Annotated in this window: 13 protein-coding genes; 4 read left to right on the top strand and 9 right to left on the bottom strand. The window is 66.7% G+C overall.

Annotated features, from left to right (window positions below):
* Positions 1-19: 19 nt before the first annotated feature.
* From QX041_RS13745 to soxX, 7 genes are all read right to left on the bottom strand, one after another.
* Positions 20-1,057, bottom strand: a complete 1,038-nt coding sequence (locus QX041_RS13745) for an MBL fold metallo-hydrolase (RefSeq protein ID WP_315827930.1) — start codon at positions 1,055-1,057, stop codon at positions 20-22.
* A gap of 105 nt (positions 1,058-1,162) precedes the next feature.
* Positions 1,163-2,911, bottom strand: a complete 1,749-nt coding sequence (soxB, locus tag QX041_RS13740) for a thiosulfohydrolase SoxB (RefSeq protein WP_316165634.1) — start codon at positions 2,909-2,911, stop codon at positions 1,163-1,165.
* Between the two features lie 137 nt (positions 2,912-3,048).
* The gene (locus QX041_RS13735) at positions 3,049-3,351 is read right to left on the bottom strand and encodes a hypothetical protein (RefSeq protein WP_316165817.1); all 303 of its coding nucleotides are present in this window, start codon (positions 3,349-3,351) and stop codon (positions 3,049-3,051) included.
* A gap of 23 nt (positions 3,352-3,374) precedes the next feature.
* Positions 3,375-4,223, bottom strand: coding sequence for a sulfur oxidation c-type cytochrome SoxA (gene soxA / locus QX041_RS13730; protein WP_316165632.1), 849 nt, complete (start codon positions 4,221-4,223; stop codon positions 3,375-3,377).
* Positions 4,220-4,531 carry a thiosulfate oxidation carrier complex protein SoxZ gene (gene soxZ, locus QX041_RS13725; RefSeq protein ID WP_315827933.1) on the bottom strand — a complete coding sequence of 104 codons (312 nt, stop codon included), beginning with the start codon at positions 4,529-4,531 and terminating at the stop codon, positions 4,220-4,222. The genes soxA and soxZ overlap by 4 nt, the downstream gene beginning before the upstream one ends.
* Positions 4,532-4,546: 15 nt before the next feature.
* Entirely contained in the window at positions 4,547-5,041 is a 495-nt protein-coding gene (gene soxY, locus QX041_RS13720; RefSeq protein WP_315717085.1) for a thiosulfate oxidation carrier protein SoxY, read from the bottom strand.
* An 18-nt stretch (positions 5,042-5,059) separates the two neighbouring features.
* Positions 5,060-5,353 (bottom strand): sulfur oxidation c-type cytochrome SoxX, encoded by a 294-nt coding sequence (gene soxX, locus QX041_RS13715; RefSeq protein WP_315717170.1) that lies wholly within the window; start codon positions 5,351-5,353, stop codon positions 5,060-5,062.
* Positions 5,354-5,542: 189 nt separating this feature from the next.
* Here soxX and QX041_RS13710 point away from each other — a divergent pair, with 189 nt between their 5' ends.
* Complete coding sequence (locus tag QX041_RS13710) at positions 5,543-6,220, top strand: DUF938 domain-containing protein (RefSeq protein WP_316165630.1); 678 nt, start codon at positions 5,543-5,545, stop codon at positions 6,218-6,220.
* A 107-nt stretch (positions 6,221-6,327) separates the two neighbouring features.
* Here the strand turns inward: QX041_RS13710 and QX041_RS13705 are convergent, their stop codons facing one another.
* Complete coding sequence (locus tag QX041_RS13705) at positions 6,328-8,394, bottom strand: prolyl oligopeptidase family serine peptidase (RefSeq protein WP_316165629.1); 2,067 nt, start codon at positions 8,392-8,394, stop codon at positions 6,328-6,330.
* Positions 8,395-8,604: 210 nt separating this feature from the next.
* On the opposite strand from QX041_RS13705, the gene QX041_RS13700 reads away from it, so the two are divergent.
* Complete coding sequence (locus QX041_RS13700; protein ID WP_316165628.1) at positions 8,605-9,822, top strand: MFS transporter; 1,218 nt, start codon at positions 8,605-8,607, stop codon at positions 9,820-9,822.
* 303 nt (positions 9,823-10,125) lie between these two features.
* Here the strand turns inward: QX041_RS13700 and QX041_RS13695 are convergent, their stop codons facing one another.
* Entirely contained in the window at positions 10,126-10,671 is a 546-nt protein-coding gene (locus tag QX041_RS13695; protein ID WP_316165627.1) for a carboxymuconolactone decarboxylase family protein, read from the bottom strand.
* 153 nt (positions 10,672-10,824) lie between these two features.
* Between QX041_RS13695 and QX041_RS13690 the strand changes: the two genes are divergently transcribed.
* Positions 10,825-12,009, top strand: coding sequence for an acyl-CoA dehydrogenase family protein (locus QX041_RS13690; RefSeq protein ID WP_315717091.1), 1,185 nt, complete (start codon positions 10,825-10,827; stop codon positions 12,007-12,009).
* Positions 12,010-12,161: 152 nt separating this feature from the next.
* The gene (locus QX041_RS13685) at positions 12,162-13,301 is read left to right on the top strand and encodes an acyl-CoA dehydrogenase family protein (RefSeq protein ID WP_316165625.1); all 1,140 of its coding nucleotides are present in this window, start codon (positions 12,162-12,164) and stop codon (positions 13,299-13,301) included.
* Positions 13,302-13,489 lie beyond the last annotated feature (188 nt).

Below are 13,489 nucleotides of genomic sequence, written 5' to 3'. Positions count from 1 at the left end.
GGTGGGAGAGCGTTATCTCCTACGGCACCACCGGCCCGCCGGCCTTTTTCCACGCGTCCAACCCGCCTTCAATATGCGCCGTATTCGCCAGCCCCGCCGCCTGTGCCGTCTGCACGGCCATCGCCGAGCGCTCGCCATAGGCGCAGAAGAACACAATGCGGCGGCCGGTGGCGGCGGCGACCTCGCGCAGCATGCCGCCCGGCTTGAGATTGTCCTCGATCGCAGGATAGGGCGCGTGCAGTGCGCCGGACAGCGTGCCATGCTTGGCGCGCTCCGCGGCCTCGCGCAAATCGACCAGCAGCACGTCGGGGCGTCCCAGGCACTCGATCGCCTCGCGTGCCGACAGCGACAGGCCCCGCTTCGCCAACTCCTCCTGATGCAGCCCGACGCGCATGTTGGCGGGCACCGCGACATCCATCATCTTCGGGTTCGGCAACTTCAGATTCGCCATCAGCGCGACGTAGTCGTCGACCGACTTGACCTGCAGGCGCGGATTGTAGCGGCGCTCCTCGCCGATCGTGGAGACGGTGTCGCCCTTGTAGTCGTGTGCGGGATAGACCAGCGTGTCGTCGGGCAGCCGCAGCAGCTTGTTGAAGATGGAGTCGTACTGCTGCCGCGCATCACCGTTCTGGAAATCGGTGCGGCCGGTCCCTCGGATCAGCAGCGTGTCGCCGGTGAAGACGCGGTCGCCCAGCGAGAAACTATAGGAATCGTCGGTGTGCCCGGGCGTGTACATCACGTCCAGGCTGATGCCCTCGATGGCGATCCGGTCGCCCTCGCTGACGCGCATCGCCACCACGTCGGCCTTGGTCTGCTCGCCCATGATGGTGACGCAATGGGTTCGGTCGCGCAAAGCGCCGAGGCCGGTGACGTGATCCGCATGCAGGTGGGTGTCGACGGCCTTCACCAGGCGCAAATCGAGCTCGCGCAAAAGCTGGCAGTAGCGCTCGACCTTCTCCAGCACCGGATCGATGATGACGGCCTCGCCGCCGCTGCGGCTGGCGAGGATGTAGCTGTAGGTGCCGGAGACGCTGTCGAACAATTGGCGGAAGATCATCAGCGCCTCCTTCCGATCTGGATCATCGTGGCATTAGCACGACCGGCCCGATGTCACCAATGCGGCGAACGCTCGGTAGGTCGGATTGCATCGCGCAATCCGCTGTCACGACTGCGATGCAAATCCGGGATTGCCGTCGACACCCGAGAGCGTGACCTTGTTCGTTCCGACCAGCACCAGTTGGCCGTTGCGCAGGTGGTTGGCCACCACGTCCCACACCGGCTTGCCGTCCTGCGCGTTCATCGAGGCCCAGCCGGCGACCTTGTAGCTCTTGCGGGCGTCCAGCGGCCGGCCATCGTCGAGCGTGAGATCGGAGATGCGGCGGCCGATCGGCTCGGCGGGCGCGCAGCGGTAGGATAGCCCTCCGGTTCGCACCATGTCGCCGCCCTGCTGCAGATAGGGGTCGGCGTTGAACAGGTTGTCGCAGACGTCCTCGAGCACGTCCTTGATCTCTGCGCCGGACATCCGCTGCACATAGGTCTCGGGATAGGTGATGGCGGTCTGCGCCAGCACGTCCTCGAGCAGGATGGATTGGTTCGCGAGCAAGGTCGGGCCCCAGCGGAATCCCGGCGACAGCGCGATCTCGGCATCGAGCTCGCGGCGCAGCGCCGCGCAGATCAGGTCGTCGGTCGCGCCTTCGAAATTGCCGCGCCGGTAAAGCAGCCGGTCGGACGTCGCGAGCTTCTCGCTCCAGGCCGCGACCTGCGGCTGCTGCGTCTGATCGATCAGCGCCTGCATCGCCGGGTCCGGCTTCAGCAGCTCCGAGTAGACGGGCAGCAGCCGGTAGCGCGCATCGGCGACGCGGCCCTTGCCGACGTCGAGATCGAGCACGGCGAGGAATTTGCCGTTGGAGCCGGCATTGGTGACGAGCGTTGCGCCCTTGGAATTGCTGACCGCGACCGGCTGCGGAACCGCGTCATGGGTATGGCCGCCCAGGATGACGTCGATGCCGGTGACGCGGCTCGCCAGCTTGAGGTCGACATCCATGCCGTTATGCGACAGCAGGATCACGGCATCGACCTTGTCGGCGCCGCGGAGGCCATCGACCAGCTTCTGCAGTTCCTCCTCGCGGATGCCGAACGTCCAGTCCGACGTGAAGCGGCGCGGATGCGCGATCGGCACGTAGGGAAAGGCCTGGCCGATCACGGCAATGCGGGCGCCGCCGATCTCCTTGATGGTGGCCGGCTTGAACACGCGGCCGGAGCCGGGATCGAATGCCTTGGCGTCGTTGAACGCCGCCTCCTCCGTCAGGAACACGTTCTGCGCCAGGAATTCGCCCTTGAAGCGGGCGAGGTTGGTGCGCAGCGCCTCCTCGCCATAGGTGAACTCCCAATGCCCGGTCATGGCGTCGATGCCGAGCAGGTTGGCGGCGCTCACCATGTCGGCGCCGCGCATCGCATTGGCGAGCCCGGTGCCCTGCCAGAGGTCGCCGCCATCGAGCAGCACCGAGCGATGGTCGCCGGCATCGGCGCGCAGCTTGTCGACCAGGGTCTTCAGATGCGCGAATCCACCCATCCGGCCGAAGCGGACGGCGTACTTCTCGAACTCGAACGAGGTGAACGCATAGGCTTCGGCGCTGTCGGGCCGGATGCCGTAGCGGTCGAGGAAGGCGCGCTCGACCAGATGCGGCGGCCGTCCCCACATCTCGCCGATGCCGAGATTGACGCTGGGCTCGCGGAACAACAGCGGCCGCAACTGCGCGTGCGTGTCCGTGATGTGCAGGATGCGCGCGTTGCCGAATTTTTCGATGTCGTAGAGGCTGACGGTGTCGGCGGCGCAGGCGCTGCGCAGCAACGCCGGCGCGGCGAGCGTGGCGACAACTGATGCCTTCAGAAAGTCCCGGCGCCGAATCATGGCTCGCGTCCTAGATCATGATGCGATTCCACGGAATCGCATCATGATCCATCCCTTTGTTTGAGCATGATCTCCGCACAAACGCCTTCGGCGTTCATCGCGAGGGAAAACCGGTTGCCACTTCTCCGGATCATGCTCTAGCGGATCTCCATGTCCTTCCAGCGCTGCTTCTCGCTGGTGGCCTGGACGATCGAGGCCTTGGCGAGCGCCTCGGCCTCCTGCGCCGACTTCAGCGCAGAATCGAAATTGCCGGAATCCGCTGCCTTCTTCGCAGCGGTGAGTGCGGCCTGGGTCACGGTCCATTGGTTGCGCAGACGTCCGGCTTCCTTGTTGGCGCTCTCGGCCGCCGCGACCGCCGAGAGATAGTCGGCCTCCGACGCGGCCCGCGCGGAGCCGGCGCCGACCGCCGACACCATCATGGCGAACAGGATCTTTTTCATGACGCTTGCTGCCGTGACATTTTTCATGGTCGCGCTCCCGGACCTGAAACCGGCAGGCCGTTCGACACGTAGGACAGGTAATATTCGAGGTTGCGGTATTCGTCCGATTGCGGCTCCAGCGGCACGGCGCGCGTCTGGCTGTTGCAGGTGACGAAGCGCCGGCTGATCGTGCCCATGCCGCTCCATTCCGAGCGGTAGATCGGCATCGCGTTGAGGATGCCGAGCGCCGGCGCCAGGATCTCGGCGCGGATCCGCTCCCCCGGGCTCTGCACGTGGCAGCTCGCGCAGGAGAAGTTCAACTGGCCGCGGCGGGTGTAGAAATACTCCTTGCCCTTTTCGAAGGCCTCGAGCGCACGCGGGTCGTCGGGGATCTTGATGTCGAAGCGCTTGCCGCGCGACGTGTACGCCATGTAGGCGGTCAGCGATGCCATCTCGTCCTTGACGTAGGAGTAGGGCTGCTCGCCATTGGCCTCGCGGCAGCGGTTCAGCGCCAGCTCGAGGGTGATGACCTTGCCTTCCTTGTCGTCGAAATAGGGATAGTTCTGGCGGATGCCGATGCCGCCGTTCGGGAAGCAGTCGGCATAGGTCTTGCCGTTCTTGAACGGCTTGGCGAACATCTCCTTGCCGGCATCGAGCGCGAACTCGTAGGGCGGAAACTGCTCCTTCTCCTCCCATTGCTTGCGCATGTCGGCGTTCATCGAATACGGCCCGTTGACGAAATCGTCGAACGCCACCTTCGGAAACTTCTTGACGAAATAATCCTGGAACGCCTTGGCGTCGGCGGCCGGGTTCGGCTTGTCCGCGGCCGCGACGCCGGAGGCGCCGAGAGCGAGCGCGGCCGCCACGGTCAGCGCGAGGCGCGGCGCCCTCATTGGATCGTCGCCGTCAGGCTGTCGGTCGCGCCCTTGCTGTCGACCCAGCTCACCTTGAGCTCGTCGCCCTTGGCCGCGCCCTTGAAGGCGAACTTGACATAGGGGTCCTTCGACACCGCGGTGCCCCAATCGGCCAGGAACACCGTCTTGTCCTTGTGCACGAAGGTGACCTGCTGGATGTAGTGCGCCGGGATCACTTCGCCCTTGGCGTCCTTGACCAGGCCCGTATCCATCGGGTGCTGAATCAGTGTCTGGACCTCGGCGACGTCGCCATTCAGGACGGCGCGGACGCGGATGCTCGATGCCATGATGATCTCCTGATCTTAGCCGCCGCAGCCGCCGACGGTGACCTTGACCTCCTTGGTCGCGCTGTAGAGCTTGCCGCCGGATTCGACGAGCGCGATCACGTTGGAGGTCTTGGCCATCTTGAGCCGGTTCGCCACCGCGGGCACGGTGCCCTCGGGGATGTGGTACGACGCCGCCAGCGCGAACGGATTCTCGCTGACGATGAAGGCGATCGAGGTGACGTTCGGCAGCGACGTCGTCACCGCGATCGGCACCACGCCGCCGTTCTCGGCGATCTCCGGCGCGTCGAGCTTGATCTTGTCGGACGCTTCGTGGTCACGGCCGTACAGCGCCTTGACCGCGTCGCCCGCATTCTTCTGCTTGAAGGCGTCTTCCGGATATTTGTTGTCATTGGTCGCGGCAAACACGGGGGTCGCGTGCAGCACGGCGTTGCCGAGGCCGATCAGCGCGACGAGGCCGGCGCCCTTCAGGAACAGGCGGCGGTGGGCCAACGGGCCGAACGAGGCAGTCATGGCGGTCTCCAAACGGAATCAGAGGGTCTGCAGGAAGTCGACGATGGCGCTGATTTCCTGCTCGGTCAGGATGCGGTTGCGGCCGAACGGCGGCATCACCGTCAGCGGATTGCGCCTGGTCTCGTCGTTGAGAATCGCGATCAGCTCGGCGCGGTCGTATCTCGCCTTGAGGTTCTCCAGCTTCGGGCCGATCGAGCCCGGCAGGTCGCCGCCCTTGATCTCGTGGCAGGTCAGGCAGTTGCCCTTGCCGCGGTCGAAGGCGAGCTTCTGGCCGTCGACGGCACCGGACTGGGCGTGAGCGGCCATGGACATGGCGAGCGAGAGCCCCATCGCCAGGGCGGTACGCAGGACAGGTGTGATCAAGGTGGAGTTCCGACGTCTCGGTGATCTCGGCAATATAGGCGCTGCAAAGCATAAAGACCATCGGCTGACAATGCAGCTATGGTGGCCGCCGCAACGCGGTTAACGAGGGCCGTCCATGGGGCGGCCGGGAGAATGGTCATGGCGGAATATGTCGTGGAGTTCGGCCGGGACGGTCGGCCGGTGGAACCGGACGGACGGCTGGACGCGGCCGCGTTCCACCGCAACCACCAGCCGATCTGGGCGGTGCTGGAACGGCTGCTGGCGGGCAAGACCGGCGACGTGCTGGAGGCCGGCAGCGGCACCGGCCAGCACGTCGTGCATTTCGCCTCGCAGCGCCCGGACCTGACGTGGTGGCCGAGCGATCTCAACGCCAACCACCTCGCCAGCATTGCGGCTTGGCGCAGCCATGCCGGGTTGTCCAACATCCGTGATGCCCAGCGCATCGACCTGTCAGATCCCGGCTGGCCGGCGGCGTTCCGCGCCGCGGGCGGGCCGTCGCAGCTCGCCGCGATCTTCTGCGCCAACGTGATTCACATCGCGCCGTGGTCGGTGGCGGAGGGATTGTTCGCCGGCGCCGGGCAGGCGCTGTCGGCGGACGGCGCACTGGTGCTCTACGGCCCGTTCAAGCGCGACGGCAAGCACACGGCGGTCAGCAATGCCGTGTTCGATACGTCGCTGCGCGAGCGCAATCCGGACTGGGGCGTGCGCGACATCACCGACCTCGAGGCGCTCGCCGCGCGCCACGGGCTCGCCTTGCGCGAGACGATGGAAATGCCCGCCAACAACATGATCCTGGTGTTCGCGCGGCTCGCCTGACGAGCCTCTCCGTCATTGCGAGCGAAGCGAAGCAATCCAGACTTCCGTCTTGGCCCTGGATTGCTTCGTCGCCTTCGGCTCCTCGCAATGACGGTAGAGAGTACTGCTCAATCCATCGCCAACCCCACATGCCGCGCCAGAAACCGCGTGCCCAGCGTGATGAAGCTGGCGCGCTCGCGGTTGTCGGTGCCATAGCCATGGCCGCCGGCGGCGGGTTCGTAGAACCAGGCGTCGTAGCCCATGGCCTGCAGCTTGGCGGTCATCTTGCGGGCGTGGCCGGGATGGACGCGGTCGTCGCGCCGCGTGGTCGCGATCAGGATCGGCGGATAGGGCTGGCCGGGCGTTGCGGTGTGATAGGCCGAGTAGGTCGACAACCAGCTCCAATCCTGGTCGCTGTCGGGATCGCCATATTCGGCGATCCAGCTCGCGCCGGCGAGCAGCTTGGTGTAGCGGCGCATGTCGATCAGCGGGATGGTGCAGAACAAGGCGCCGAAGCGCTCGGGGTAGCGCACCAGCATGTTGGTGATCAGGATGCCGCCATTGGAGCCGCCTTGCGCCGCGATGCGCTTCGGCACCGTCACGCCGCGGCGGACGAGGTCGGCGGCGACCGCGGCGAAATCATCATGCGCGAGCCGCTTGCCCGCATAGCGGCCGGCGTCGTGCCAGGCGGTGCCGAACTCGCCGCCGCCGCGGATGTTGGCCTCCACGAGCGTGCCGCCACGCTCGAGCCACAGCTTGCCCAGCGCCGCATTGTAGGCCGGACGGAGCGTGTGACCGAAGCCGCCATAGGCGCTCATGTGCACCGGCGCGTCGCCTGTGAGCTCGGCCGGCCCGGTCTGGGTGTAGGGAATACGCTCGCCATCCACCGAGATCGCCTCGTGTCGCGTGACGACGTGCCCCTCGGCGCTGAAGGTGCGAGGCGCCTGCTTCAGCACGATCGGCGCGGCCAAGCCCTCGATCAGTAGCAGCGACGGCGGCGTCAGCGGATCCTGGATGTTGGCGAGCAGGTCGCCGTTGCTTTCGGCCTCGTCGGTGTCGAGACGCCAGACGTCCACCGTCGCGATCTCCGGCAGGCCGGGAAGCCGCTCGCAGCGCCACTCCCCCGGTGACGGCGTCCACACCTCGAACCTTGCCCTGAGCTCGTCGAGGATCGACAGCACCAGCCGGTCGCCGGCCCAGGACAGGCCCTGCAGCGCGCGTCGCGGCGCGGGCTCGAACACGCGGGTGAAATCGCGGCGCCCGGCAAGGAATGCCGAGAGCCGGAGACCGAGTACCACATCTGCGGGATGGGTGACCTCGCCGACGGTCCAGGGCTGGCGCAGCTTGATAGCCATCCAGTCGCCATGCGCTGACATCCAGCAGTCGGTCGGCAGGTCGAGCCTGGTCCGCGCCCCGCCGCCGTCACCGAGCCATAGATATTGGTTGAAGAAGTCGATGCCCTCGGCAAACCACACCCGCGCCGGCGCGACGCTGCGATCGACACCGACATGCACCCATGTCGACTGGCTGCCTTCGGCGGCGAAGATCACCTCCGCCTGCTCGACCGGCTGGCCGCGCCGCCAGCGCCGCACCGTCCGCGCGTAGCCCGACGGCGTCGCCATGCCCGCGCCGAACGCGCTCGCCAGCAGCAGGGTGTCGGCATCGAGCCAGGCGGCGCCGCCCTTGGCCTCCGAGAGCGTGAAGCCGCCCGTCACGAAGCGCTTCGTCGCGAGGTCGAACTCGCGCAGCACCACGGCGTCGCTGCCGCCCCGCGACAGGCTCAGGATGGCGCGCTCATGCGCCGGCGGCAGGCTCGAGACCCCGTTCAGCGCCCAGTCCTCGCCTTCGTCGGCCGCGAGTCGGTCGATGTCGAGCAGGTCCTCCCATTGCGGTTGCGCCTTGCGGAACTCCGCGATCGTCGTGCGCCGCCACAAGCCGCGCGGATGCGCCGCGTCCTTCCATTGATTGTACAGCAGCCCGCCGCGGCGGCTGACGAACGGGATGTTGTCCGGCCGATCCAGGATGGCGGCCAGCGTGTCGCGGTCGCGTTCGAAGGCCGCATCGCCGAACGCGGCGAGCGTGCGCTGGTTCTGCGCCGCGACGAAGGCGAGTGCGCGCTCGCCGTCGATCTCCTCGAGCCACAGATACGGATCGTCATCGGGCGCCGCGATGGTCGGACGATCGTCGATTGACATGGCTCAAGCTCCGCGGGCGCCGTTGACGCGAGAATACCGCCAGCTTGATTAGCCGGGCCCATCGGGAGTGTCGAATCACGCTCGGTGGCGCGTTCGCTGCCGCATGGCTTGTCTCCGTTCGCGCCCGTTGCCTCGGGCGCGCGCTTCCCGCAATAGTGCGGCTGAACCAGCAAGGCGGGAGCGTGCGCGCCACGCCTCCGGATACCTGAGATGATCGATCTGACCGTGAGCGAAGACACCTCCGATGATGCCCGCGCTCGCCGTAACGTGGCGCGGCTCGCGGCCGCCCAGGCGCTGACCGGCGCCAACTCGGCCGTGATCTTCGCCACCGGCGCGATCGTCGGTGTCACCATTGCCCCGAACATCGGGCTCGCGACGGTGCCGATCTCGATGTACGTCGTTGGCCTCGCCGCCGGCACCTTGCCGACCGGCGCGATCTCGCGCCGCTATGGCCGCCGGGCGGCCTTCCTGATCGGTACCGGCTGCGGCGCCGTCACCGGCGTGCTCGGCTGCCTCGCCATCTTGCGCGGCTCGTTCGCACTGTTCTGCCTGGCGACGTTCCTCGGCGGCGTCTATGGCGCCGTCGCGCAATCCTATCGCTTCGCGGCGGCCGATGGCGCCAGCGCGACGTTCCGGCCCAAGGCGGTGTCGTGGGTGATGGCGGGCGGCATCTTCGCCGGTCTGCTCGGTCCACAGCTCGTGCAATGGACCATGGACGTCTGGCAACCCTATCTGTTCGCGTTCAGCTATCTGGTCCAGGCGGCGGTCGCGCTGGTCGCGATGGGGATCGTCGCCGGCGTCGATCTGCCGAAGCCTGAAGCTGCCGATCTCCATGGCGGCCGGCCGCTGTCCGAGATCGTGCGCCAGCCGCGCTTCATCGCAGCTGCCCTGTGCGGCACCATCGCCTATCCGGTGATGAACCTGGTGATGACCTCGGCACCTTTGGCGATGCAGATGTGCGGGCTCACGGTGTCGGATTCCAATTTCGGCCTGCAATGGCACATCGTCGCGATGTACGGCCCGAGCTTCTTCACGGGATGGCTGATCGCGCGCTTTGGTGCGCCTGCCATCGTCGCGGTGGGTCTGGGGCTTGAAGCGGTCGCGGCCGTCATCGGCCTGTCCGGCCTGACCGCGATGCACTTCTGGGCCACCCTGGTCATGCTCGGCGTCGGCTGGAATTTCGGCTTCGTCGGCGCCTCCGCGCTGGTGCTGGAGACACATACATCCGCCGAGCGCAACAAGGTGCAGGCGTTCAACGATTTCCTGATCTTCGGCCTGATGGCGCTGGGCTCGTTCTCCTCGGGCCAACTGCTCGCCAATTTCGGCTGGTCGGCGGTGAACCTCGTGGTGTTCCCGCCGGTGCTGCTGGGATTGTGCGTGCTTGCACTGGTGTGGTCGTCGAAGCGGCGCGAGGCAGCGGCGGGCTGACTAAAACGGGCGTAGTAGTAACGAGGTCGCGCCGCACCCACGGTGCGCTCCCCTCCCCCTTGCGGGGAGGGGGCGGGGGTGGGGGTCCACGAACCGTGCTCTCTCAGATTACAAGGATCAAAGTCTCTCGCTCGGCCGAGCGGTGGATGCCCAGCCTTGAGAGCCGATAGCAGTGCAGATTGATAAGGTCGCACCTCACTTCGCGCAGCGCCCGGAGACCCCCACCCCCGACCCCTCCCCGCAAGGGGGAGGGGAGTGCACCGGCATCGTGGCGACAGCGGCGCATCGCAGCTCACGCGCTTCTCACTTCAACTCCGACACCTCGCCCTCCGGCAGGTCGAACTCGAACGCGTTCAGCGTCATCGACACCATCGTGTAGTAGCCGCACAGGCCGATGATCTCGACCAAGCCGCGTTCGCCGAGCAGCGCGATCGCCTCCTTGTAGAGCGCATCCGTCAGTCCATGGCCCTCATGCAGCGACTTGGCGACGTCGTAGATCATCTGTGCCTTGGGATCGGAGAATTCCGGCGTGCGACGGTCGCGGATGTCCTCGATGATCTTGATGTCGAGCCCGCCGGCCAGCGCCAGACGCTTATGCGCGTACCATTCGTAATGCGCGGTCCAATGCCGCGCCGTCACCAGGATCGCGATCTCCGAGAGTGCTGCCGGAAACACCGTGTCGTAGCGCAGGAAGGCGCCGAGCCGCGTCGCGTGCCGCGCCATCTCCGGGCTGTTGAGCCAGGCCATCATCGGCGGCGGCGGCGAGCCGCGCTTGCTGGCGATCGACTCGTCATAGGTCTGGCGCTGGTCGGCGCTCATTTCGCCAGGCGAAAGAAGTTTCAGACGCATGTTCGTTTCCTCGTATTTCACGCGGCGGCATCATGACCATAGAACGCCTGGCAAGGCGAGGGCGCCCGCGGCGACATCGATGTTGAATTCCCTGACGCGCTGAGGTTAGGTCGTTCCAAAGACAGCAATCATGGAAACGCGTGAGGACTTGGCATGGCCGATCTCGACACATTCCGCCGCGAAACCAGGGCCTGGCTGGAGGCCAATTGCCCGCCGGAGATGCGCCGGCCGATGACCTCCGAGGAGGACACGTTCTGGGGCGGCCGCAATGCAAAATTCTCCTCTGAGCCGCAGCGCGTCTGGTTCGAGCGCATGCGCGACAAGGGCTGGACCGTGCCGCACTGGCCCAGGGAATATGGCGGCGGCGGTCTCGACGGCGAGGAGGCCAAGATCGTGCGCCAGGAGATGGCGGCGATCGGCGCGCGCGCGCCGATCACCTCGTTCGGCATCTCGATGCTCGGGCCGGCGCTGCTGAAATACGGCACGGACGACCAGAAGCGCGAGCACCTGCCGAAGATCACCGCCGGTCTCATCCGCTGGTGCCAGGGCTATTCCGAGCCGAACGCCGGCTCCGATCTCGCCTCCTTGCAGACGCGGGCGGAAAGCGACGGCGACGACTACATCATCAACGGCCAGAAGATCTGGACCTCCTACGCCAACTACGCCGACTGGATCTTCTGCCTGGTGCGCACCGATCCGGCGGCGAAGAAGCATGACGGCATCAGCTTCATCCTGTTCGACATGACGTCGAAGGGCGTGTCGACCAAGCCGATTCTCCTGATCTCGGGCCGCTCGCCATTCTGCGAGACCTTCTTCGACAATGTCCGCGTGCCCAAGGCGAACGTGCTGGGCACCGTCAACCGTGGTTGGGACGTTGCGAAGTACCTGCTGCAGCACGAGCGCGCGATGATTTCCGGCATGGGCGAGCGCGGCGGCAGCCGGCCGCTCGGCCAGGTCGCGGCGGATTCCGTCGGCAGCGATGCGCAGGGGCGGCTCGACGACGCGCTCTTACGTGCCGACATCGCCACGTTCGACGTCGACGAGGCCGCGCTTGCCGCCGCCGCCGAGCGCATGGTCGATCTCGCCAAGGCGGGGCAGGGCCATCCGGCGTTCTCGTCGGCGATGAAGTACTACGGCACCGAGCTCAACAAGCGCCGCCACGAGTTGCTGATGGCGGCCGGCGGCATCGACGCGCTCGAATGGGAGAGCGAGCGCTCCCACGAAGGCGCGCGTCCCCGCGCCTGGTTGCGCACCAAGGCCAACTCGATCGAAGGCGGCACCTCCGAGGTCATGCTCGGCATCGTCGCCAAGCGCATCCTCGATCTGCCGGGGGCGTAGTTCGCACCCACGCCGTCATTCCGGGGCGCCGCGACGCGGCGAGCCCGGAATCCATAACCACGATCGTGAGTATGGATTCCGGGCCTGGCCCTTCGGGCCATCCCGGAATGACAAGACCAAAATTGATTGCCATCGTTGCAACGGGATCTCCCATGCCTCTCCTCCTCACCGAAGAACAATCCATGCTGCGCGACAGCGCGCGCGGCCTCATCAGCGATCACGCACCGATCGCGCACCTGCGCAAGCTGCGCGATGATCGCGACGCGACCGGCTTCTCGCGCCAGCTCTGGGCCACCTTCGCCGAGATGGGCTTTGCCGGATTGCTCGTGCCGGAAGAGCACGGCGGCTCCGGCCTCGGCGCGGTCGAGGCCGGCGTCGTGATGGAGGAGATCGGCCGTACCTTGATGCCGTCGCCGTTTCTGGCGACGTCGGTGCTGTCAGCCTCGGCGCTGGCCCGCGCCGGCTCGGCGGCGCAGAAGTCCGAGTATCTGCCGAAGATCGCCAGCGGCGCGCTGCTCGCCGCGCTGGCGCTCGACGAAGGCGCCAAGCATCGTCCTTTGCACACCGCCCTGCAGGCCGTGCGCTCCGGCAACGGCTTCAAACTGAACGGCGCCAAGGCGATGGTGGTCGACGGCCACGTCGCCGATCTCTTGCTTGTCGTCGCCCGCAGCGCCGGCGCGCCCGGCGATCGCGATGGCCTCACGCTGTTCCTGGTCGATCCCAAGGCCAAGGGCGTGGCGATCGAACGCACCATCATGGTCGACGCGCACAACGCCGCGCGGGTCACGCTCGACAACGTCGAGGTCACCGCGGATCACGTGCTCGGCGAGGTCGATGGTGGCGCTGCCACGCTGAGCGCCGTACTCGATCTCGGCCGGGGCGCGGTCGCCTCCGAGATGGTGGGATTGAGCGAGGAGGTGTTCGGCCGCACCGTTGCCTATCTCAAGGAACGCAAGCAGTTCGGCAAGGCCATCGGCGAATTCCAGGCGCTGCAGCACCGTGCCGCGCAGCTCTATATCGAGATCGAGATCACCCGCGCCGCGGTGCTGAAGGCGCTGCAGACGCTCGACGCCGATTCCGCCGGCGCGACGGCCGCCGTGGCCGTCGCCAAGGCCCGCGCGGGCGCGACCGCGACCCGCGCGGTGCAGGAGGGCGTGCAGATGCATGGCGGCATGGGCATGACCGATCAGTTCGACATCGGCTTCTTCATGAAGCGCGCCCGGGTCTGCGAGGAGCTGCTCGGCGATGCGAACTATCACGCAGCGCAGCTGGCTCAGCTCAGGGGGTACTAAGCAAGGCCGCTTGTCGGCACCCGCCGACTCCACGCGCTCAGCTGTCATCGTCCGCGAAGGTGGACGATCCAGTACGCCGAGCGAGTTGTGATTGACCGACAAGCCCGCAGCGTACTGCGTACCCCGCCTTCGCGGCGTACGACAGTAACTATCGACGACAACAGCAGATTTCGCAAAAAAAGAGCGCG

This window comes from Bradyrhizobium sp. SZCCHNRI2009 (genome assembly GCF_032485115.1).
In the GTDB taxonomy this organism is placed as follows: Bacteria; Pseudomonadota; Alphaproteobacteria; order Rhizobiales; family Xanthobacteraceae; genus Bradyrhizobium.
This window is presented reverse-complemented; position numbering and strand designations above follow the sequence as displayed.

Bases quoted from the DNA above. Each gene is read 5' to 3' on its own strand.
- soxA (WP_316165632.1), bottom strand. From the start codon at position 4,223: ATGAGGGCGCCGCGCCTCGCGCTGACCGTGGCGGCCGCGCTCGCTCTC.
- soxZ (WP_315827933.1), bottom strand. From the start codon at position 4,531: ATGGCATCGAGCATCCGCGTCCGCGCCGTCCTGAATGGCGACGTCGCC.
- QX041_RS13735 (WP_316165817.1), bottom strand. From the start codon at position 3,351: ATGAAAAAGATCCTGTTCGCCATGATGGTGTCGGCGGTCGGCGCCGGC.
- soxY (WP_315717085.1), bottom strand. From the start codon at position 5,041: ATGACTGCCTCGTTCGGCCCGTTGGCCCACCGCCGCCTGTTCCTGAAG.
- soxX (WP_315717170.1), bottom strand. From the start codon at position 5,353: ATGTCCATGGCCGCTCACGCCCAGTCCGGTGCCGTCGACGGCCAGAAG.
- QX041_RS13685 (WP_316165625.1), top strand. From the start codon at position 12,162: ATGCCTCTCCTCCTCACCGAAGAACAATCCATGCTGCGCGACAGCGCG.
- soxB (WP_316165634.1), bottom strand. From the start codon at position 2,911: ATGATTCGGCGCCGGGACTTTCTGAAGGCATCAGTTGTCGCCACGCTC.
- QX041_RS13745 (WP_315827930.1), bottom strand. From the start codon at position 1,057: ATGATCTTCCGCCAATTGTTCGACAGCGTCTCCGGCACCTACAGCTAC.
- QX041_RS13695 (WP_316165627.1), bottom strand. From the start codon at position 10,671: ATGCGTCTGAAACTTCTTTCGCCTGGCGAAATGAGCGCCGACCAGCGC.
- QX041_RS13690 (WP_315717091.1), top strand. From the start codon at position 10,825: ATGGCCGATCTCGACACATTCCGCCGCGAAACCAGGGCCTGGCTGGAG.
- QX041_RS13705 (WP_316165629.1), bottom strand. From the start codon at position 8,394: ATGTCAATCGACGATCGTCCGACCATCGCGGCGCCCGATGACGATCCG.
- QX041_RS13700 (WP_316165628.1), top strand. From the start codon at position 8,605: ATGATCGATCTGACCGTGAGCGAAGACACCTCCGATGATGCCCGCGCT.
- QX041_RS13710 (WP_316165630.1), top strand. From the start codon at position 5,543: ATGGCGGAATATGTCGTGGAGTTCGGCCGGGACGGTCGGCCGGTGGAA.